Origin of the sequence: Helicobacter pylori (assembly GCA_008032955.1) — a bacterium.
GTDB classification, from domain to species: domain Bacteria; phylum Campylobacterota; class Campylobacteria; order Campylobacterales; family Helicobacteraceae; genus Helicobacter; species Helicobacter pylori_DC.
Genome location: CP032046.1, coordinates 258,601 through 278,025 on the forward strand (window position 1 = coordinate 258,601; position 19,425 = coordinate 278,025).

Annotated in this window: 23 protein-coding genes; 15 read left to right on the plus strand and 8 right to left on the minus strand. The window is 38.5% G+C overall.

Going from position 1 to position 19,425, the window contains the following annotated elements:
- Positions 1–273: 273 nt before the first annotated feature.
- Positions 274–1,320, minus strand: coding sequence for a 3',5'-cyclic-nucleotide phosphodiesterase (locus D2C72_01290; protein ID QEF43093.1), 1,047 nt, complete (start codon positions 1,318–1,320; stop codon positions 274–276).
- A 27-nt stretch (positions 1,321–1,347) separates the two neighbouring features.
- Positions 1,348–3,549 carry a flagellar biosynthesis protein FlhA gene (flhA, locus tag D2C72_01295; GenBank protein QEF43094.1) on the minus strand — a complete coding sequence of 734 codons (2,202 nt, stop codon included), beginning with the start codon at positions 3,547–3,549 and terminating at the stop codon, positions 1,348–1,350.
- 137 nt (positions 3,550–3,686) lie between these two features.
- Here flhA and rpsO point away from each other — a divergent pair, with 137 nt between their 5' ends.
- From rpsO to D2C72_01360, 13 genes are all read left to right on the plus strand, one after another.
- Positions 3,687–3,959: a 30S ribosomal protein S15 gene (gene rpsO, locus D2C72_01300; protein ID QEF43095.1), complete on the plus strand. Its 273-nt coding sequence runs from the start codon at positions 3,687–3,689 to the stop codon at positions 3,957–3,959.
- A gap of 29 nt (positions 3,960–3,988) precedes the next feature.
- Complete coding sequence (locus D2C72_01305) at positions 3,989–5,278, plus strand: O-antigen ligase family protein (GenBank protein QEF43096.1); 1,290 nt, start codon at positions 3,989–3,991, stop codon at positions 5,276–5,278.
- 129 nt (positions 5,279–5,407) lie between these two features.
- A complete protein-coding gene (aroQ, locus tag D2C72_01310) occupies positions 5,408–5,911 on the plus strand; it encodes a type II 3-dehydroquinate dehydratase (GenBank protein QEF43097.1) in 504 nt (167 codons plus the stop codon).
- 13 nt (positions 5,912–5,924) lie between these two features.
- The gene (locus D2C72_01315; GenBank protein QEF43098.1) at positions 5,925–6,998 is read left to right on the plus strand and encodes a peptidase M24 family protein; all 1,074 of its coding nucleotides are present in this window, start codon (positions 5,925–5,927) and stop codon (positions 6,996–6,998) included.
- Positions 6,995–7,486 (plus strand): 2-amino-4-hydroxy-6-hydroxymethyldihydropteridine diphosphokinase, encoded by a 492-nt coding sequence (gene folK / locus D2C72_01320; protein QEF43099.1) that lies wholly within the window; start codon positions 6,995–6,997, stop codon positions 7,484–7,486. The genes D2C72_01315 and folK overlap by 4 nt, the downstream gene beginning before the upstream one ends.
- On the plus strand, positions 7,480–8,859 hold the full coding sequence (flhF, locus tag D2C72_01325) for a flagellar biosynthesis protein FlhF (protein QEF43100.1): 1,380 nt from the start codon (positions 7,480–7,482) through the stop codon (positions 8,857–8,859). The genes folK and flhF overlap by 7 nt, the downstream gene beginning before the upstream one ends.
- Complete coding sequence (locus tag D2C72_01330) at positions 8,856–9,740, plus strand: MinD/ParA family protein (GenBank protein ID QEF43101.1); 885 nt, start codon at positions 8,856–8,858, stop codon at positions 9,738–9,740. The genes flhF and D2C72_01330 overlap by 4 nt, the downstream gene beginning before the upstream one ends.
- Before the next feature lie 4 nt (positions 9,741–9,744).
- Positions 9,745–10,059, plus strand: coding sequence for a hypothetical protein (locus D2C72_01335; protein QEF43102.1), 315 nt, complete (start codon positions 9,745–9,747; stop codon positions 10,057–10,059).
- Positions 10,037–10,804 (plus strand): RNA polymerase sigma factor FliA, encoded by a 768-nt coding sequence (locus D2C72_01340; GenBank protein ID QEF43103.1) that lies wholly within the window; start codon positions 10,037–10,039, stop codon positions 10,802–10,804. The genes D2C72_01335 and D2C72_01340 overlap by 23 nt, the downstream gene beginning before the upstream one ends.
- A complete protein-coding gene (gene fliM / locus D2C72_01345; protein ID QEF43104.1) occupies positions 10,797–11,861 on the plus strand; it encodes a flagellar motor switch protein FliM in 1,065 nt (354 codons plus the stop codon). The genes D2C72_01340 and fliM overlap by 8 nt, the downstream gene beginning before the upstream one ends.
- 3 nt (positions 11,862–11,864) lie before the next feature.
- Positions 11,865–12,728, plus strand: coding sequence for a flagellar motor switch protein FliY (fliY, locus tag D2C72_01350; GenBank protein ID QEF43105.1), 864 nt, complete (start codon positions 11,865–11,867; stop codon positions 12,726–12,728).
- A 28-nt stretch (positions 12,729–12,756) separates the two neighbouring features.
- Positions 12,757–13,293: a DUF386 family protein gene (locus D2C72_01355; protein QEF43106.1), complete on the plus strand. Its 537-nt coding sequence runs from the start codon at positions 12,757–12,759 to the stop codon at positions 13,291–13,293.
- Entirely contained in the window at positions 13,290–13,787 is a 498-nt protein-coding gene (locus D2C72_01360) for a DUF2147 domain-containing protein (protein ID QEF43107.1), read from the plus strand. The genes D2C72_01355 and D2C72_01360 overlap by 4 nt, the downstream gene beginning before the upstream one ends.
- Positions 13,788–13,806: 19 nt before the next feature.
- Here the strand turns inward: D2C72_01360 and D2C72_01365 are convergent, their stop codons facing one another.
- From D2C72_01365 to D2C72_01380, 4 genes are all read right to left on the minus strand, one after another.
- Positions 13,807–14,259 (minus strand): transcriptional repressor, encoded by a 453-nt coding sequence (locus D2C72_01365; protein ID QEF43108.1) that lies wholly within the window; start codon positions 14,257–14,259, stop codon positions 13,807–13,809.
- Positions 14,260–14,418: 159 nt separating this feature from the next.
- The gene (locus tag D2C72_01370) at positions 14,419–15,594 is read right to left on the minus strand and encodes an AAA family ATPase (protein ID QEF43109.1); all 1,176 of its coding nucleotides are present in this window, start codon (positions 15,592–15,594) and stop codon (positions 14,419–14,421) included.
- Complete coding sequence (locus D2C72_01375) at positions 15,591–15,962, minus strand: MerR family transcriptional regulator (GenBank protein QEF43110.1); 372 nt, start codon at positions 15,960–15,962, stop codon at positions 15,591–15,593. The genes D2C72_01370 and D2C72_01375 overlap by 4 nt, the downstream gene beginning before the upstream one ends.
- A gap of 9 nt (positions 15,963–15,971) precedes the next feature.
- Positions 15,972–16,847, minus strand: a complete 876-nt coding sequence (locus tag D2C72_01380; GenBank protein ID QEF43111.1) for a J domain-containing protein — start codon at positions 16,845–16,847, stop codon at positions 15,972–15,974.
- 167 nt (positions 16,848–17,014) lie between these two features.
- Here D2C72_01380 and D2C72_01385 point away from each other — a divergent pair, with 167 nt between their 5' ends.
- Both D2C72_01385 and D2C72_01390 read left to right on the plus strand, forming a co-directional pair.
- Positions 17,015–18,265 carry a hypothetical protein gene (locus D2C72_01385; protein QEF43112.1) on the plus strand — a complete coding sequence of 417 codons (1,251 nt, stop codon included), beginning with the start codon at positions 17,015–17,017 and terminating at the stop codon, positions 18,263–18,265.
- The gene (locus D2C72_01390) at positions 18,237–18,434 is read left to right on the plus strand and encodes a hypothetical protein (protein QEF43113.1); all 198 of its coding nucleotides are present in this window, start codon (positions 18,237–18,239) and stop codon (positions 18,432–18,434) included. Before D2C72_01385 ends, D2C72_01390 begins: the two co-directional genes overlap by 29 nt.
- On the opposite strand, the gene D2C72_01395 is transcribed toward D2C72_01390, so the two are convergent.
- Both D2C72_01395 and D2C72_01400 read right to left on the minus strand, forming a co-directional pair.
- Positions 18,360–19,226, minus strand: coding sequence for a 5'-3' exonuclease (locus tag D2C72_01395; GenBank protein QEF43114.1), 867 nt, complete (start codon positions 19,224–19,226; stop codon positions 18,360–18,362). The genes D2C72_01390 and D2C72_01395 overlap by 75 nt on opposite strands.
- Entirely contained in the window at positions 19,222–19,398 is a 177-nt protein-coding gene (locus D2C72_01400) for a hypothetical protein (GenBank protein QEF43115.1), read from the minus strand. The genes D2C72_01395 and D2C72_01400 overlap by 5 nt, the downstream gene beginning before the upstream one ends.
- Positions 19,399–19,425 lie beyond the last annotated feature (27 nt).

Below are 19,425 nucleotides of genomic sequence, written 5' to 3' on the forward strand. Positions count from 1 at the left end.
ATAAAACTTAAAACATGCTAAAAGCATTCTTTACAATCAAATTATTAAAAGAGCTTGATTTTAATCAAGCGATAGTTTTTTAAAAAAGCGGTTTTTTGGGGTTAGGGGACTTAGTTGGAGGTTTGATAGGGGGAGAATTATTTTAAAATATCTTCTATCCTTAAAGAAAAGAGTTTTTGCTATAAAACGATGGGATGAAAATTTTTAAACCTTATCAAAAAGAGCTTTTAAACTCTTTTTAGTTTTTGTTAGCTTTTTCTAAACAGCTTATTTTTAAGCGTTGTTGAAGATTTCTTCAATTTGTTCTTTAATGTCCCTATAATTGAAACTCTCCCTAAAGCCATCAATCTTGCCTCCGCTTGCATTCCTATGCCCGCCCCCATTAAAACACATTTGACTGAGTTCGCACACATCGCAATTCCCATTCGCCCTTAAGCTCACATTCCCTTTAGCGTTCACATCCATATAAAAATCAAAATCCGGATTTTGCGTTAAAAAAAGGTTAGCCAACACGCTAATACCCCCCATAGAATAACTTAAAAACCCTTTCTTATCCTGGTAATAAACGCTGCAATCATGCTTTTTTAAAGAGAGCAAACGCGTTTGCGCGTTTGAAGAGATATTGTCCATCGTTTCTGTATCAGGGTCGCCCCCCAGAGCGATTTTTTTAAGTTTGAACAAATCATTATCATAGGCTACGGGGGCATTTTCTAAAAACAAATAGTTTTTAACTTCTTCTAAAAGCTTTAATTTATAATCGCGGTTCTCATCATCAAACATGAAACGATTCAATTCAGAGCTTTGAGTGATCATGCGCATACACACCTTGCCTAATTCAAAGCCATAACCTTGCGTGTCCCAAATATCCACAGAATTGACCATTTCCACTAAAGGCTCTAGCCATGCTGTGTTTTTTGGCTCTAAAATCGCGTAATGCTTTTTCAAAAACTCATACACGATTTTAGTCGCGCAGCGGTTCGTGTCTAAAAAATACCAATGGAAACTCTCAGCCACTTCCTTACCGCTGATATGGTGATCTAAAAGCTGGATTTGAATGTTTTTATTTTGCAAGCGGTGTTCTTGGATTTTATCTTGCAAATACTGCGCTTCGTTTAAATTCAAATTCAAATCGCTAATCAAAATAAGGGATTTACTCTCTTTAGATTGAGCGATTGCGTTTAAAATCTCATAAATCCTCGCTGAAACTTCACGCCCGTAATTAGCGTTATAGCATTGGATATTTTTAAAAAATTGTTTTGAAACAAGCTGGCATGCATAGCCGTCTAAATCAATGTGTGAAAGGTGATAAACTTGCATCATTCTCCTTTTTTATCCATTATTTATCCATTAAAAGTTAATATGGATCGTGCCTAAGGCTTCAAAATTAGAGTTAGGATCTAATTCGGCATGGCTTAGCACAATCACATCAATCCTGGCCTGCTCCATTTGATTGGAAAGGGCTTTTCTTAAATTAGGCTCTACGATCAAAATCACCGGAGCGATCCCTTTTTGCAAGACTTTCATAGCCTCTTCAGAAACCACTTCAATGAGTTTTTGCAATTCGCCCACATTGAGTAGCAGACTCTTAGAAGTGCCATTTTCTCGCAATTTATTGAGCAAAAATTGTTCGCTATCGGTAGAAAAGGTTAAAAATTTCAAACGCCCGTCTTCAGATTTAAAAGCGTTAGTGATCACCCTAGAAAGCCTCGCCCTCACTTGTTCGGTTAAGATATTCACATCGTTTTGAACCAATGGGGCAATATCGGTAATCGTTTCTAAAATAGTGAGCATGTCTTTAATGGGGATTTTTTCATGCAACAAGGCTTGCAAGACCGATCGGATCGCACCGGTGGGGATCTTTTTACTCTCTTCTACAATCGTAGGATAGTCTTTGGCCAAGCGCTCTAAAAGGGATTTCACTTCATCTTTGGTGATAAAATCTTCAGCGTATTTTTTCACTAATTCGCTGGTGTGTGTCGCAATAACGGTGCTTGGATCAATAATGGTATAGCCTTGAATAATGGCTTCTTCTTTATTTTTAGTTTCAATCCATAAAGCGTCCATTCCAAAAGCCGGCTCTTTAGTAGGAATGCCTTCAATTTCTTTATTCACAAAACCGGTATTCATGGCTAAAAACTTATCTGGCATCACCATGCCCTCACCAATCACAATGCCCTTAAGCTTGATTTCATAATGCGTTGGGGGGAGCTGCAAATTATCTCTGATCCTAATTTGCGGCATCAAAAAGCCATAATCGCTCGCTATCTTTTTTCTAATACCCCTAATCCTTTCTAACAAATCGCCCCCTTGTTTCATGTCCGCTAAGCTGATGAGCTGATAGCCTAAAGCCAATTCTAAAAATTCAATTTTTAACACTTCATCAATCGCTTGCTCTTCTTCTCTTTTAAGCTCTTCTTGGGTTTTAGCCCTTGTGGTTGGGGTGTGGGGTTTGATTTTGGAGCTGTGGGGTTTTTCGCTCAAATCCAAGCCGAATTTTTGACTCAAATAATTTTCTAATTTAGTGAGTAATCCGTCCTTTCCCTCCCTGCTAATCAGCCATGCGATGAATAAAAAGAGTGTCCCTACAAACGCTAAAGAAAAGGTAGGGAGTCCAGGAATGGTGGCAAAAAGCAATAAAATCGCCCCCACAATCACTAAAGTTTTGCTTTTATTGGTGAGCTGTGTGATGAGTTTGGAAGCGAAGTCCTCTTCTTCGTTTTGCGTGGTGCGAGTGGCGACAATACCGGTCGCTGTCGCAATGATTAAAGCAGGGATTTGCCCCACAAGCCCATCGCCAATGGTTAAGATAGTGAAAGTGCTAGCGCTAAAGCTCAAGCTCATATCCCTTTGAAACACGCCCACTAAAAACCCTCCAATGATATTAATAAGCGTGATAATGATAGAAGCAATCGCATCGCCTTTGACGAATTTAGACGCGCCATCCATCGCGCCATAAAAATCCGCTTCTTGGCTTAGAGCGGCGCGCCGTTTTTTGGCTTCCTTATCATCAATAAGCCCTGAGTTTAAATCCGCATCAATCGCCATTTGCTTTCCTGGCATAGCGTCTAGGGCAAATCGCGCCCTCACTTCAGTAACCCTAGTAGAGCCATTAGTAACCACTAATAAATTCACTAGCACTAAAATACTAAAGATAATCGCCCCAATCACATAATTCCCGCTCACGCTAAATTCCCCAAACGCTGTGATAATATCGCTCACCGCGCTAGGCCCTTTATAGCCTTGGGTTAAAATCATTCTAGTGGTGGCGACATTTAAAGCCAAGCGGTATAAGGTTACAATGAGTAATAGAGTGGGGAAAGCGCTAAAATCAGTCGGCTTGTCAATATAAAGCCCGATTAAAATAATCAACACCGATAGCGCGATAGAAATCGTGAGTAAAAAATCCAACACAAAAGGCGGTAACGGCACGATAATGATCGCCAAAATAGCGATCACAAAGACCACAAGGGCTAAGTCTTTGGATTGCAAGAAGCGTTTAAAAACAGGGAAAGTCTTTTTAAAAGCTAATTTGGAGCGTTCGTTTGCCATAATCTAAAATCAATGCCTTAATTTTGGTAGGTGTGTTTGTCTCTTATTATAATATAAAGTTTAAAAGTATGACACAAAAAAGCTTGTTTTACGCTATAATGCGATCTTTATTAAAAATTACCAATTAGGAGGTCGTTATGGCTTTGAATCTGGAGAAAAAACAAGAAATCATTAAGGCGTTTGCCACTAAGGAAAACGATACGGGTTCTTGTGAAGTGCAAGTGGCGTTGTTGAATGAAAGGATCAGGCTTTTAACCGAGCATTTAAAGGCTAACCCCAAAGATCATTCCAGTCGTTTAGGGCTTTTAAAATTAGTCGCTCAAAGACGCAACTTGTTGAAATACATCAAACGCACCAATCATGCACGTTATGTGGTTTTGATTGAAAAGTTAGGCATTAAAGACAGATAATTTTATCGGTTTTAGGGTATGGCGAGTTTGTGTTGAAAGAGCGTTTGAAGGACTTTTTTAGTGCGGACTCTGTTTTCACTCTAATTTTTGCTCTTTTCTTTCTCACTTCGTTTAAAAAACCTTTAACGCAAGTCTTATTGATTGTTTTAATGGTTTTTTTGTTTCTTAGATGTTATTTCCAAGCGTCTTTGAAAGAAACCTTCGCAATTAATCATTTAAAAACCATGCCTTTTAAATGGCTCACTCTGGCTTTTTTGGGCGTGTTTTTAAGCGTCTTCCCTAACATGTTTAACATGTATGATAGCCAAACCTTCCGCTACAACTTATTCGCTCTAAACATGTCCTTAACTTATGCTTGCGGGGCGTTGTGCTTGCTTTTTTCTAGCCGTTTAAGAATCAAATTGAATCAAAAAATCCTTTTTTATAGCATGGCTATTGCAAATTTCATCAACGGCTTGCTTTCATTAGTGCAAAAAATTTATTTTAACATGCCCAGAGCGCAAGGGTTTAGCACGGTTAAGGAGTATGTGGTTTTAGTGAGCGTGTCAATCTTAGGCTGTTATATTTATGCACTTTATTCGCACAATCAAAAAGAAAAACTTTTTTTCACCCTTTCTGTTTTCGTGGGGTTTTTAGTCGTTATTTTAAGCGCTACAAGGAGCGCGACAATCGCTTTTATAGCTACTTTTTTAATCCTGTCTTGCTTTATTTTATACGCCAAAAAATCGCTCAGACCATTGGGTTATATGATCGCTGTGAGTCTTGTTTTGAGCGCTTTGTATGTGGGGAGTAACGCTTTAGAAAAAAGGGGGGCAATAGAGCAATCTAGGGTTCAAAACCAAAGCTTTGAAGAGGATTTGAAACGCTACGCTAAAAAGGACGCTGATAGCAGTATTGGGTGGCGTTTGGAGCGCTGGAAAGAAGCCCTAACGGTTTTGCGTTTAAGGCCCTTTTTTGGTATGGCCGCTAGCGAGAAATGCCAGAGGTTAGAAGAGATTTTGTCTCTGTCGCAGTCTTATAGAGCCAAAGATTTGATTCTCTGTTATGAAAGATACGACAATCAAATCATTCATGTTTTAGCCACTAGGGGGATCATAGGCTTTTTAATCTGGCTCTTTTTTTTACTAGCGGTTGTAAAGATTTTTTGGAGCGGGATAAAGCAAAACTCTTTAATATCACTCTTTATATTAACGACACTCACTTTTTATCTCATTTTTGGCATCGGGTTTGACCCCTTTGATTTCTTCATTACGGGAAGTTTTTTTGTGGGAATGATCATGATGGCTGTTTTTTTAAAAAAGGATAAAAGCGTTTTTTAGCATCAAGGGGTTTGATGTTAGTCAAGCGGTAGTTTCTTGTGATTCGTTCTTAGGGGGATTTAAGGGGTAAGATAAAAACTTATGCTATAATGCGGTTTCATTCCATATTCAACAAGGAGAAATAAATTAATGAAAATTTTAGTGATTCAAGGGCCTAATTTAAACATGTTAGGACACAGAGACCCAAGACTTTATGGCATGGTAACCTTAGACCAAATCCATGAGATCATGCAAACTTTCGTGAAACAAGGCAATTTAGATGTGGAATTAGAGTTTTTTCAAACCAATTTTGAGGGCGAAATCATTGACAAAATCCAAGAGAGCGTGGGCAGCGATTATGAAGGGATTATCATTAACCCTGGAGCGTTTTCGCACACTTCTATTGCGATTGCAGATGCGATCATGCTAGCGGGCAAACCCGTTATTGAAGTGCATCTCACTAACATTCAAGCTAGAGAGGAATTCAGGAAAAATTCTTACACCGGAGCGGCTTGTGGAGGCGTGATCATGGGATTTGGACCGCTTGGTTATAACATGGCTTTAATGGCGATGGTCAATATTTTAGCCGAAATGAAAGCGTTCCAAGAAGCCCAAAAAAACAACCCTAATAACCCCATTAACAATCAAAAATAAAAGGGGGTTACTGATGAGAGGATTAGAAAGAGACTCCCATTTCACGCTCAATGAAAATGCGATGTTTTTTGAGTGCACTTATAGTTGCGATAACGCTTTGTTTTTGCAATTAGACGATCGCTCGTTTTTTATCACTGATTCTCGCTACACTCAAGAAGCTAAAGAAAGCATTCAGCCTAAAAATGGCGTTTTAGCGGAAGTGATAGAATCCAGCGATTTAGTCCAAAGTGCGATTGACTTGATTACAAAGAGTTCGGTTAAAAAGCTCTTTTTTGACCCCAATCAAGTGAATTTGCAAACCTATAAGCGTTTGGATTTAGCGGTTGGGGATAAGGTTATTTTAGAGGGCGTGCCTAGTTACCACCGCCAAAAACGCATCATTAAAAACGAACATGAGATCCAACTTCTCAAAAAATCTCAAGCGTTGAATGTTGAAGCTTTTGAAAATTTTGCCGAGTATGTGAAAAAGATTTTTGATGAAAAAGAGTCCTTGAGCGAGCGGTATTTGCAGCATAAGGTTAAGGACTTTTTGACTAAAGAGGGGGTTTATGATCTGAGTTTTGAGCCTATTTTAGCCTTGAATGCGAACGCGAGCAAGCCCCATGCTTTGCCTAGCGCAAAGGATTTTTTAAAAGCGGAGCATAGCATTCTTTTGGATATGGGGATCAAATACGAACGCTATTGCTCTGACAGGACTCGCACGGCTTTTTTTGACCCTAAAGATTTTGTCTTCAAAAGAGAGCAGAGTTTCAAGGATAAAGAGCATCAAAAGATTTATGACATTGTGAAAGAAGCGCAAGAAAAGGCTATTTCAGGTATTAGAGCGGGCATGACCGGTAAAGAAGCGGACAGCTTGGCTAGGGGAGTGATTAGCGATTATGGTTATGGGCAGTATTTCACTCACAGCACCGGGCATGGCATTGGATTAGACATTCATGAACTTCCCTATATTTCATCGCGCAGTGAAACCATTTTAGAAGAGGGCATGGTGTTTTCTGTAGAGCCTGGGATTTATATCCCTGGGTTTTTTGGGGTGCGCATTGAAGATTTAGTGGTAATCAAAAATTCTAGGGCCGAGCTTTTGTGATGCGAGAGATCCTTACTAACCGCTTTTTCCCAAGCCTTTTTAAAAAAAGGCTTGATTTTTCTAACAGAGTGGTTTTAGGGTTGGGATCTAATCTTAAAAATCCTTTAAAAATATTAAAAAATTGTTTTTTATATTTTAAAAATCATAGTAGAATCGGGAAAATTTTTTCTTCGCCCATTTATATCAATCCGCCTTTTGGTTACACTAAGCAACCTAATTTCTACAACGCTACGATTATCCTTAAAACATCTTTAAGTTTGTGCCATTTTTTTGCTCTGGTTTTTTATATAGAAAGGCGTTTTGGGCGCAAAAGGAAGCGCGATTTTAAAGACGCTCCAAGAACTTTGGATATTGATATTATCGCTTTCAATCAAGTCATTTTGAGGCAGAACGATTTGACTTTACCTCACCCTAAATGGAGTGAAAGAGACTCGGTGTTAGTGCCTTTAACTTTGCAACAAATGCTTTTTAAAAAAGGGGAGTGGTGAAATTCTATACCTATAGTGGAGAGACGGCCGCTGAAGCTTTAAAGATCGCTCAAAGCCACCATGGGGTGGATACGCTGGTGTTTAAAACGCAAGAAATCCGTAAAAAAACGCTCACTTCTTCTGGACTTTATGAAATCGTTGTGGCGGTTGAAGAAGAGAGCGAAAACAAGCCCCCTAAAGCCCCCCTTATTCCAGAAAGTTTGTATGATGAAGAATTGAATGAAGAAGATGTGGTCATGCAGCTTTCAAGCACTGTGGAAGAAATGCGCAAACTCGCCGGGGTTTCATCTAATCAGCGCAACTATAGTTTTTCAAAAAATAAGACTCTTTTAGAAAAAGACGCTCCATTAGAGGATACGCCTTTAGAGACTAATAAGCAAGACGCCTTATTGCAAGCCTTAAAAGATGAAGCCAACCATAAAAAAGAAAGAGAAAAAAGAGAAGTCAAACAAGAAGAAGAAATTAAAGATATTAATGTGCAATTAAGTAAAATCAGAGACAGCCTGAAACTCATTCAAAACATGTTTTGGGATGAGAAAAACCCTAATTCTGTCAATATCCCTCAAGAATTTGCCGAAATTTACAAACTAGCCAAACAAAGCGGGATGAAATCCAGCCATTTAGATGAAATCATGCAATTGAGCTTGGAATTGATGCCTTTACGCATGCGGGAAAATTCCGTAACGATCAAGCGCTATTTTAGAGAAGTGTTGCGCAAAATGATCTTGTGCCGCCCTGAAGATTTGAATTTAAGGCAAAAACGCATTTTAATGCTTGTAGGGCCAACAGGCGTGGGGAAAACGACGACTCTAGCTAAATTAGCCGCACGTTATTCTAGGATGCTAGCTAAAAAATACAAGGTGGGCATTATCACTTTAGACAATTATCGCATTGGGGCTTTGGAGCAATTGAGTTGGTATGCTAATAAAATGAAAATGAGTATAGAAGCGGTGATTGACGCTAAGGATTTTGCTAAAGAAATTGAAGCTTTGGAATACTGCGATTTTATTTTAGTGGATACGACAGGGCATTCGCAATACGATAAGGAAAAAATTGCCGGTTTGAAAGAGTTTATAGATGGGGGTTATAATATTGATGTGTCCTTAGTGCTTTCAGTTACCACTAAGTATGAAGACATGAAAGATATTTATGATTCTTTTGGGGTGTTAGGGATTGACACTTTAATCTTTACGAAATTAGATGAGAGTAGGGGGTTAGGGAATTTGTTTTCTTTAGTGCATGAAAGCCAAAAGCCTATCAGTTATCTTTCTGTCGGGCAGGAAGTGCCTATGGATTTGAAAGTGGCTACTAATGAGTATTTAGTGGATTGCATGCTAGATGGCTTTAGTAACCCCAATAAGGAACAAGCATGAGTAATCAAGCGAGCCATTTGGATAATTTTATGAACGCTAAAAATCCCAAAAGTTTTTTTGATAATAAGGGGAATACCAAATTCATCGCTATCACAAGCGGTAAGGGGGGCGTGGGGAAATCCAACATTAGTGCTAATTTAGCTTACTCTTTATACAAGAAAGGTTATAAGGTGGGGGTGTTTGATGCGGATATTGGTTTAGCGAATTTGGATGTCATTTTTGGGGTGAAAACCCATAAAAATATCTTGCATGCCTTAAAAGGCGAAGCCAAATTGCAAGAAATCATTTGCGAGATTGAACCCGGACTTTGCTTAATCCCTGGGGATAGTGGCGAAGAAATTTTAAAATACATTAGCGGCGCGGAAGCTTTGGATCGATTCGTAGATGAAGAGGGGGTTTTAAGCTCTTTAGATTATATTGTGATTGATACGGGCGCTGGGATTGGAGCCACTACGCAAGCGTTTTTGAATGCGAGCGATTGCGTGGTGATTGTTACCACACCAGATCCTTCAGCGATTACGGATGCGTATGCTTGCATTAAAATCAACTCCAAGAATAAAGATGAATTGTTCCTTATCGCTAACATGGTAGCCCAACCTAAAGAGGGCAGGGCGACTTATGAAAGGCTGTTTAAGGTGGCTAAAAACAATATCGCTTCATTAGAATTGCATTACTTAGGAGCGATTGAAAACAGCTCCTTATTGAAACGCTATGTGAGGGAGCGCAAAATTTTGAGAAAAATAGCCCCTAACGATTTGTTTTCGCAATCCATTGACCAGATAGCGGGTCTTTTAGTTTCTAAACTAGAAACCGGCACTTTAGAAATACCAAAAGAAGGTTTGAAAAGCTTTTTTAAAAGGCTTTTGAAGTATTTGGGGTAGGCTGATGAGAGTTCAAAATTTTATCCATTTTTCTGTTGTGGTAGGGTTTTTTTTAGGGTTAGTGTTTTCGGTGTTGAAATTCAATGAGCCAGAGAGCATTCTATTATGGACGGTGTTATCCACGCTTGGGGGATACTTGATCGCGTTGTTGTTTGCGTCTATTTTTATCGCTTGCACGGATTTAGATATTTGTCTTTTTGACAAAAAAGGCACTGAAGAGAGCTTGCTTCGTTTCAACCATGAGTTTAAGAACAGAGAAAAAGAAGTGGCTAGTATTTTAGAATACATTAGAAGTTATGATTTTGATGATGGAAAATAGAATGCCCAAAGAAATTCAAAAAACTGAAACAAGCGAAAAAAATATAGAAAAGGTTTTGAACGCCTATGACAAGCAGCAACACCACCATCAAGACGATCTCGCTATCCAGTATTTACCGGCCGTGCGCGCCATGGCGTTTCGTTTAAAAGAGCGCTTGCCCAGCTCTATTGATTTTAACGATCTGGTTTCTATTGGCACTGAAGAATTGATTAAATTAGCCAGGCGTTATGAGAGCGCGTTAAACGATTCTTTTTGGGGGTATGCTAAAACTCGTGTCAATGGGGCGATGTTAGATTATTTGCGTTCTTTAGATGTGATTTCTCGCTCTAGCAGGAAACTCATTAAAAGCATTGATATTGAAATTACCAAACACCTTAATGAGCATGGGAAAGAGCCTAGCGATGCGTATTTAGCAGAAGTTTTAGGCGAGAATATTGAAAAAATTAGAGAAGCCAAAACGGCTTCAGATATTTATGCGTTAGTGCCAATAGATGAGCAATTCAATGCGATTGAGCAAGATGAAATCACTAAAAAGATTGAAGCAGAAGAGTTGTTAGAGCATGTCCAAAAAGTATTGAATCAAATGAGCGAAAGAGAGCAAATCCTTATCCAGCTTTATTACTTTGAAGAGTTGAATTTGAGCGAGATTAAAGAGATTTTAGGCATTACTGAATCGCGCATTTCTCAAATCATTAAAGAAGTGATTAAAAAGGTGCGTAAATCCTTAGGAGTGGATCATGGCTGATATTTTAAGCCAAGAAGAAATTGATGCGCTTTTAGAAGTCGTTGATGAGAATGTGGATATTCAAAATGTCCAAAAAAAGGATATTATCCCGCAGCGCAGCGTAACCCTCTATGATTTCAAGCGCCCTAATCGTGTGAGTAAGGAGCAATTGCGTTCTTTTAGGAGTATCCATGATAAAATGGCTAGGAATCTTTCTAGTCAAATTTCTTCTATCATGCGTTCTATTGTAGAGATCCAGCTCCATAGCGTGGATCAAATGACTTATGGCGAATTTTTGATGAGTTTGCCTAGCCCTACAAGTTTTAATGTCTTTTCCATGAAGCCTATGGGAGGAACAGGGGTTTTAGAAATCAATCCTAGCATCGCTTTCCCTATGATTGACAGACTATTAGGGGGTAAGGGGAGCACGTATGATCAAAATAGGGAGTTTAGCGATATTGAATTGAATTTATTGGATACGATTTTACGCCAGGTGATGCAAATTTTAAAAGAAGTGTGGTCGCCTGTGGTGGAGATGTATCCTACCATTGACGCTAAAGAATCTAGCGCGAATGTGGTTCAAATCGTCGCTCAAAATGAAATTTCTATCATGGTGGTTTTAGAGATTATCATCGGTCATAGTCGTGGGATGATGAATATTTGCTACCCGGTGATTTCCATTGAGAGCATTCTTTCTAAAATGGGGAGTAGGGATTTCATGCTTTCAGAAACGAACTCTAAAAAGAGCCGTAATAAGGAATTGCAAGCGCTATTGAGCGGGGTGAGCGTGGATATGATGGTGTTTTTGGGTGCGGTGGAATTGAGTTTGAAAGAAATGTTGGATTTAGATGTGGGGGATACTATCCGGTTGAACAAGATCGCTAATGATGAAGTGAGCGTGTATGTGCATAAAAAAAAGCGTTATTTAGCGAGCGTGGGGTTTCAAGGGTATAGGAAAACCATTCAAATTAAAGAAGTGATCTATAGCGAAAAAGAACGCACTAAAGAAATTTTAGAAATGCTAGAAGAGCAGCGCAGAGGCAAAGTGGGCGATATTATGAAGATAGAAGAAGAGTGAGAAATGCAAGATTTTATTAAGATTTTTATTCAAGAGGTTGTCTCCACTTTAGAAGGGTTAGTGGGTAAGGCTTTAAGCGTGGGATTAGAAAAAGAAGTTTCTAGTAGTGAAGAATCTTTTTTGAAATTAATCAGCGTGCCTTATGCAAGAGTCATGATAAGCGCGATTGAAAAAGAAGAGAGCTCTATTGAATTATTGGCTCCGGTAGTTTTAGTTACCGCTTTAAGCGATTTGATGCTAGGAGGTGAGGGAGCTAGCAAGGAAGAAATGGATAATGACGATTTAGACGCTTTTAAGGAAATGGCTTCTAATATTTTTGGCGCGATCGCTACGAGCTTGAAGTCTCAAGAATTACTCCCTAAACTCAATTTCACTACCACGAACGCTGAAATCGCTAAAGAGCTTCCTAAAAAAGAAGATTACGCTAAAGCGATGGTGTTTTCTTTTAAAATGGAAGCCATCAAAGAAAGCCAAATCATTTTATTGACTACGGAGGCTTTTGAGCGCCAATTTGAAAAAACGCATCAAGAAGAAAAAGAAGAAACGACAGAGGGTGCTGCTGAAGAGGTTAAAACCCATGATGCGTCTTTAGAAAACATAGAAATCCGCAATATCAGCATGCTTTTAGATGTGAAACTGAATGTTAAGGTGCGTATCGGGCAAAAAAAGATGATTTTAAAAGATGTGGTCTCTATGGATATAGGGAGCGTGGTAGAGCTTGATCAATTGGTGAATGACCCTTTGGAAATTCTTGTAGATGACAAGGTGATCGCTAAGGGCGAAGTGGTGATCGTGGATGGGAATTTTGGCATTCAAATCACGGATATTGGCACTAAAAAAGAACGCTTAGAACAATTGAAACATTAAATCTTTTTATCATAAAAAGGAAAGGGATATGGCTATTTTTGGGGAATTAAGCTCGCTTGGGCATTTGTTTAAAAAAACGCAAGAATTAGAAATTTTGCATGCGTATTTAAAAGAAGTCATGCAAAAGGGTAGTAAAGCGAATCAAAGGGTTTTAAACCTCGCTTCTAATACAGAATTTCAAGTGCCTTTAGGGCATGGCATCTTTAGCATAGAGCAGAGTTATTGTTTAGAGCATGCTAAAGAAAGCGAGAAAGGCTTTTTTGAAAGCCACCAACAATATGTGGATTTCCAGCTGATTGTCAAAGGCGTTGAGGGGGCTAAAGTGGTGGGTATTAATCAAGTTGCCATTAAAAACCCTTACGATGAAAAAAAAGACTTGATCGTTTATGAGCCGGTTAGTGAGGCTTCTTTTTTGCGTTTGGATGCGGGCATGCTGGCTATTTTTTTTGAAAGCGATGCGCATGCGTTGAGGTTTTATGGAGAGTCTTTTGAAAAATATAGGGAAGAGCCGATTTTTAAAGCGGTCGTTAAAGCGCCCAAAGGGTTAATCAAATTAAAATTATGAAATTGGTGAGTCTTGTTATAGTTTTTTGTTGTTTTTTAGGGGCTGTAGAGTTGCCTGGAGTTTATCAAACCCAGCCTTTTTTATACATGAAAAGCTCTTTTGTGGAGTTTTTTGAGCATAATGGGAAGTTCTATGCCTATGGTATTTCTGATGCGGATGGCTCTAAAGCCAGAAAAGACAAGCTTAATCCTAACCCAAAGCTAAGGAATCGCAGCGATAAAGGCGTGGTGTTTTTAAGCGATTTGATTAAGGTTGGAAAACGATCTTATAAAGGCGGTAAGGCGTATAATTTTTATGACGGCAAGACCTACTACGTGAGAGTCACTCAAAATTCAAACGGGGATTTAGAATTCACTTCAAGCTATGATAAATGGGGGTATGTGGGCAAGACTTTCACTTGGAAACGCTTGAGCGATGAAGAAATCAAAAATCTAAAACTCAAGCGTTTTAACCTAGACGAAGTCCTTAAAACCATTAAAGATAGCCCTATTTAAGCTTCTTCTTTAAAATTTTTTAACATTCACTCTCTTGGCATTCTTTACACCACACAAACATTTTCATGTCATGGCTGATCAGCTTGGCTTGATATTTTTTAACGACTTCATTCTGGCGGTTTTCAATTTCGGGGTCTGCAAATTCAATGATCTTACCGCAATGCAAACAAATGATGTGATCATGGTGTTCTTTAGCCGCAATTTCATAACGCCGGCCACTTTTTGAAGTCTCTAAAACACAGATAAAATTTTCTTTTTCTAAGAAATTCAAAATGCGATACACAGAAGAAATGCTGGTGTTTTTGTCCTTTTGGCGGATAGAATGCGTGATTTCTTCAGGGCTTAAGTGTGTGCCGCTGCGATACAAAACGCTCACCACTTCTTCTCTTTGTTTTGAATTTTTGAGTCCGTTTTTTTTGATAGACATCCTCAAGCGCTCTAAAATAGATTCTAAAGTTTCTAATCTTTTCATGCTGATATTTCCCTTATCCGTAAAATGATTTTTATAACTAGAATATTATTATACAATAATAATGCGATGAAACATAGATAAAACTCATTATTATTTTAATTTAATCAAAAAATATTGATTTTTTATTACTATTGTCGCACTTTAATGTAACTTATAAGATCAATTTCTTATTTTATCAAGCCATTCTAAAAGGGTTTTTTCAAACCCTATGCCTTGAGAAGAAACCAAATTGAGGGGTTTTTCTAAATAATCTTGTTTGACATAGCCGTTATAATCATGCGGGTAAAGATAGTCTTTAGAATGAGGTAGCAAGTGTTTAGGAATAGGGTAGAGCAAGCCCTTTTGAACGCAATCCAAAGCCTGATTGATCGCTCTATAAGCCGTGTTGGATTTAGGCGAACAAGCCAGATAAATCACGCACTGGCTTAAAATAATGCGCGCTTCAGGGTAGCCGATTTGTTTGACTGAAAACAAGCAAGAAGAGGCTAAATTAAGGGCGTTTGGGTTAGCGTTACCAATATCTTCGCTCGCAAAAATCACCAGCCTTCTGGCGATAAATTCCGGGTTTTCCCCACTAGCAATCAAGCGCGCCAGATAATAGATGGAAGCGTTTTCATCGCTCCCTCTTAAAGACTTGATTAACGCGCTAGTAAGGTTATAATGCGTATCATCGCTATAAGATCCGTCATTTAGGCTATGAGGCCGTAAGGATTGCAGCGTTTCTAAAGTGATAGGATCTTCTATTTTAGCGCTCAAATCTAAAAGGTTTAATAACGCTCTAGCGTCGCCAGCGCTGTTGTTTAAAAGGTAGGTTTTAGCGCTAGGCTCTATTTGTTTTTTGAGCAATGTTAAAGCTTTAGCGCAAAGCTTGTCTAAATCGCTCTTTTTTAGGGGGGTTAATTCAAAAATAAAACTTCTTGAGCGGATCGCATGGCTTAGGCTGTAATTAGGATCTTGCGTGCTAGCCCCTAAGATTAAAGCGTGATCTTTTTCCATAATGGGGAGTAAAAATTCTTGTTGGGTTTTATTCAATCTGTGGGTTTCATCAATAAAAACAACGGGCTTTAAAAGGGTGTTTTGGTAATTTTTAAGCTTAAGGCACAAATCCTCTAGCTTAAAATCCGTCGCATTAAACAAAAGAATGGGGCGCTCTAGCATGTGGGCGATGATTTGAGCCAGGCTTGTTTTACCCACGCTAGGAGGGCCATAGAAAAAGGCATGGGAGAAGTGTTTGGATTGTAAGGCTTTAAATAAGGGGGCGTCTTTCCCTATTAAATGCTCTTGGCCTAAAAAATCTTCTAGGCTTTTTGGGTTTAAAAGCGAAGTCAGGCTCATTTTTTAAATAAAATCAATTCGTAAAAATTCGTAGGGGTGTTTAAATTTTTCGTTGGGGTTTTGGTGTTTTTAGAGTGTTTTTGCAGAGCGTCTTGCAATTCTTTATTGAGATTGTCTAATTCATCAAGCTTTTCTTTTAAGCGCAAGATAATATCCACGCCCGCTAGATTAACCCCCATATCCCTTGTAAGGCGTAAAATCGTTTTGATTTTGTCCATGTCTCGTTGGGAATACAAGCGCATTTTCCCATCAGTCCTGCTAGGCTCTATCAAACCCTCTTTTTCGTATTGGCGCAAGGTTTGAGGGTGCACGCCTAAGATTTTAGCCACGACGCTGATCAAATAAAGCGGTTCATCATAATCGCACACGATTCCTCCTTACAATTCTTTTTCTAATAACGCTTTTAACTCATTAGAAAGCGTTTCAGTTTTAGGCAAAATCAAACGAGCTTGCAAATACAAATCCCCCACATACGAAGTTTTTCTGTTTTTGATCCCTTTTTCTTTAATGCGGAATTTTTGCATCGCTTTGGTGTTGGGGGGAATGGTTAGGGTTAAGGTTTTATGCCAAGTAGCGATTTCAATTTTCCCTCCAAAAAGAGCCGTTTTTAAGGGTAAATCAAAGATTTGGATAATATCGTCTTTCTCGCGCCTATACATTTCATCTTCTTCAATATGGATCTGTAAGAGCAAATCGCCCCTGCCCGTTCGCCCCGTTTTCCCCTTGTTGCGAACCCTAATCTTTTCGCCCTCTTCTACGCCAATAGGGATTTTAAGGCTAAAAGTCTCATTATTGATGCTCACTTGTTTTTTATTGCCTAAAAGGGTGTCTAAAACAGAGACATTTAAAGTGGCGGTTATGTCTAAATTTTCAGGGGCGAAATTAGAAAAATTAGAAAAATTAAAACTAGAAAAGCCTTGCGAATTTTGAGAAAATCTTTGCGAAAAGCCTCCTTTCCCAAAAATAGAGCTTAAAATATCGTCTAAATCTTCACTAGGACCACGGCTTCTGGCAAAATCGCTGAAATTCTGCCCGCCAAACATGTTATCGCCAAACTGATCGTATTGGCGGCGTTTTTCTTCGTCGCTCAAAATTTCATAAGCGGCGTTGATTTCTTTGAATTTTTCTTCGGCTTCTTTGGTTTTATTCAAATCCGGGTGGTATTGTCTGGCTAAACGGCGGTAGGATTTTTTGATTTCATCTTGGCTGGCGTTTTCGCTCACGTTTAAAGTTTGGTATAAACTCTTGCTCATGAATCACCTTTAAAATAGTTTTATTAGAATACTATCATAAATCTTTAGTGTTAGTCAATCAAGTTTATTGATAATGCTTTTAGGTAATGGAGATTTTAAACCCGTTTCAGCGCAATTAAAAGGAATTTTAACTAAAATATTGAGTTTAAATCCACGATGAGTTTTTAATGCAATATAAGAAAAATAAGAAAAAATATTATTATTTAGCGTTAGGGATCCTTTTTTTAAATGGTCTGTCTTTGAAAGCTTTAGAAATCGCAGTCAAACCTTTTGGCTATCTGGGGCTATTGTATAATCAAGGGGCGCAAAAAAACCCTCACAGCTATGTGGGGGCTTTAGCGCGCCTTGGGGTGGATTTTTCTTATAGCAACGGGTGGTCCTTTGGTATTGGAGCGATTGGAGCTTGGAATATTTATAACAAACAGCGTTTGGCTAACCTTTACATCAGTCTAGGGAATTTTTTTGGTAACCCTAACAACGTTAAACCTTATTTGAGCGCTGGCGATGTTTCTGATGCGTATCTTCAATACGCTAACCAGCGTTTTAAAATCGCTTTAGGGCGTTTCAATACCGATTTTGTGGATTTTGATTGGATAGGGGGCAATATTCAAGGGATCTCTGTGGCTTTTAAGCAAAATTCCATGCGTTATTTTGGGATTTTTATGGATAGCATGCTTTATAATGGGCATCAAATCAACAAAGAGCAAGGCAATCGGATCGCTACTTCTCTAAACGCTCTAGCGTCTTATGACCCTGTGTCTAAACGCTTGTATGTGGGAGGGGAAGTGTTTGTTTTAGGCGCAGAATACAGGCATGAAAATCTTAAAGTGCTTCCTTTTATTTTAACGGACACCCGCTTGCCTTTGCCCACTCAAAATGTTTTAGTGCAAGTGGGGGGTAAGTTGGAGTATGAGGCTTCTTTAGCTAAGGGTTTCACTTCGCACACTCTAGTGCATGGCATGTATCAATACGGCAACACTGACGCTACCACCAACGCTAAAAATGCCGGCTTGTTTTTGATCGATCAAACTTTTAAATACAAAATTTTTAATTTTGGAACGGGTTTTTATGTCGTTCCGGCAAGAAACAATAAGGGCTATCTATGGACTTTTAATGACAGGACCAAATTCTATGGCCGTGGGATCAACGCGCCCGGCGTGCTAGCGATTTATTTTGCTAACTCCAGCATTTCAGGCTATGTTTTTTTAGGGCTTAAGACTAAAAGGGTGCGTTTAGACGCAATGGTGGCTTTTGGGGATTATCAAGAATATTCTTTAATGAGCAGTTTTAGGGTTTGGACTTATAGGAGTTTGTCTTTTGATATGGGTGGGGGGTATGTGTATGCTTACAATTCTAAAGCCACGAGAAAAAGCCTTGGAGATAGTTCTTTTGTCTTTTTTGGGAAGTTTTTGTTTTAAAAAAATGCCGTTTTTACAATCAATAGCAAAGGGCTTGCCAAAAGTAAGCGATAATTTCTTTTTTAAAAAATCAATATTAAAAGAGATTTTTGTTTTAAGAAATTCTTTTAAAATCAGGTCTTTGTGTTTTTTTAGGGAAAAAAGCTTTTTTAAACTCAGGCTCCCATAGTTTGATCACGCCATGGTGGGTCATCTGGTGCATATTGACTAAACGCATGTTTAAAAGAGCCTTTTCTTTAGCTTCACTGTCGCTCAAATCTTCTTTAATTTTGAACGCTTGAATAATCTGCTCCCACAATTCATGCTCTTTAGCGTCTTCGTTTAAAAAATCTTTATAGTTGAAGCCACCAATCCCTTTAACCCCTTTAATATTATCCCCCTTATCCCCCACAACGCACTGGTAATAAGCAAAAAAATGAGCCTCTTTTTGACTCACATTAAAAAAAGCGTTGGTTTTGAGATTGAAATGAGAACCTCTATTGGAATACAAAATATCCTTATCCATGCTGGCTATCACATAATTGTTGGGGTCTTTCTTTTTGTAAAAAGAGATAATATCATCGGCTTCATATTCAAAACAATGTTCGCCCTGGATTTTAGCCCCTTTTTTTAGGGGGTATTTTTCCACTAAAGCGATCTTTAGAGCTTTTAAAAGGGATCTAAAATCTTCATCAAATTGGTGGCGTTTTTGTTTGTAATGATCGCACAGCTGGTAGCGGAAACTCTCTCTGCCCCTAGTGATAAAAAAAAGCGTTTTAGAGCAACGGGTTTTACGCATGATGGATAAAATTTGAGTGGTGAGAAAAATAACGCCCACTTCTTGCAAGCTGTAAGCAGCGAATCGTTTAGGGAGCGTTTTATTAGAGAGCAAACGCCTAACAATATTAGGGATCACGCAATCAATGTCTAGTAAAAGGGTTTTTGAATGTGCAAACCTTACCTTGTTAAACGCTTGTCTAATAGTTAATCCTTAAGTTGAATTTCTCTTTTTTAAAATTTAAACTATTATAGTAAATATATAGCAAATAATAAGTTATTTTAACAATAATTAACTCTATTCTCATTAAATACGCTAAATTTTGAGAGGTTATCGCTTGCTTTAGCTCTTTTGATTGTAAAAACGCTTTTGGCATTCTTGCATTTTATGATCAAACGCCCCA

What these genes read in the sequence shown, in the direction of transcription:
- D2C72_01290 (QEF43093.1), bottom strand. Translation starts at nt 1,320, where the DNA reads ATGATGCAAGTTTATCACCTTTCACACATTGATTTAGACGGCTATGCA.
- flhA (QEF43094.1), bottom strand. Translation starts at nt 3,549, where the DNA reads ATGGCAAACGAACGCTCCAAATTAGCTTTTAAAAAGACTTTCCCTGTT.
- rpsO (QEF43095.1), top strand. Translation starts at nt 3,687, where the DNA reads ATGGCTTTGAATCTGGAGAAAAAACAAGAAATCATTAAGGCGTTTGCC.
- aroQ (QEF43097.1), top strand. Translation starts at nt 5,408, where the DNA reads ATGAAAATTTTAGTGATTCAAGGGCCTAATTTAAACATGTTAGGACAC.
- D2C72_01315 (QEF43098.1), top strand. Translation starts at nt 5,925, where the DNA reads ATGAGAGGATTAGAAAGAGACTCCCATTTCACGCTCAATGAAAATGCG.
- D2C72_01330 (QEF43101.1), top strand. Translation starts at nt 8,856, where the DNA reads ATGAGTAATCAAGCGAGCCATTTGGATAATTTTATGAACGCTAAAAAT.
- D2C72_01335 (QEF43102.1), top strand. Translation starts at nt 9,745, where the DNA reads ATGAGAGTTCAAAATTTTATCCATTTTTCTGTTGTGGTAGGGTTTTTT.
- D2C72_01340 (QEF43103.1), top strand. Translation starts at nt 10,037, where the DNA reads ATGATTTTGATGATGGAAAATAGAATGCCCAAAGAAATTCAAAAAACT.
- fliM (QEF43104.1), top strand. Translation starts at nt 10,797, where the DNA reads ATGGCTGATATTTTAAGCCAAGAAGAAATTGATGCGCTTTTAGAAGTC.
- fliY (QEF43105.1), top strand. Translation starts at nt 11,865, where the DNA reads ATGCAAGATTTTATTAAGATTTTTATTCAAGAGGTTGTCTCCACTTTA.
- D2C72_01355 (QEF43106.1), top strand. Translation starts at nt 12,757, where the DNA reads ATGGCTATTTTTGGGGAATTAAGCTCGCTTGGGCATTTGTTTAAAAAA.
- D2C72_01360 (QEF43107.1), top strand. Translation starts at nt 13,290, where the DNA reads ATGAAATTGGTGAGTCTTGTTATAGTTTTTTGTTGTTTTTTAGGGGCT.
- D2C72_01365 (QEF43108.1), bottom strand. Translation starts at nt 14,259, where the DNA reads ATGAAAAGATTAGAAACTTTAGAATCTATTTTAGAGCGCTTGAGGATG.
- D2C72_01370 (QEF43109.1), bottom strand. Translation starts at nt 15,594, where the DNA reads ATGAGCCTGACTTCGCTTTTAAACCCAAAAAGCCTAGAAGATTTTTTA.
- D2C72_01380 (QEF43111.1), bottom strand. Translation starts at nt 16,847, where the DNA reads ATGAGCAAGAGTTTATACCAAACTTTAAACGTGAGCGAAAACGCCAGC.
- D2C72_01385 (QEF43112.1), top strand. Translation starts at nt 17,015, where the DNA reads ATGCAATATAAGAAAAATAAGAAAAAATATTATTATTTAGCGTTAGGG.
- D2C72_01400 (QEF43115.1), bottom strand. Translation starts at nt 19,398, where the DNA reads ATGCCAAAAGCGTTTTTACAATCAAAAGAGCTAAAGCAAGCGATAACC.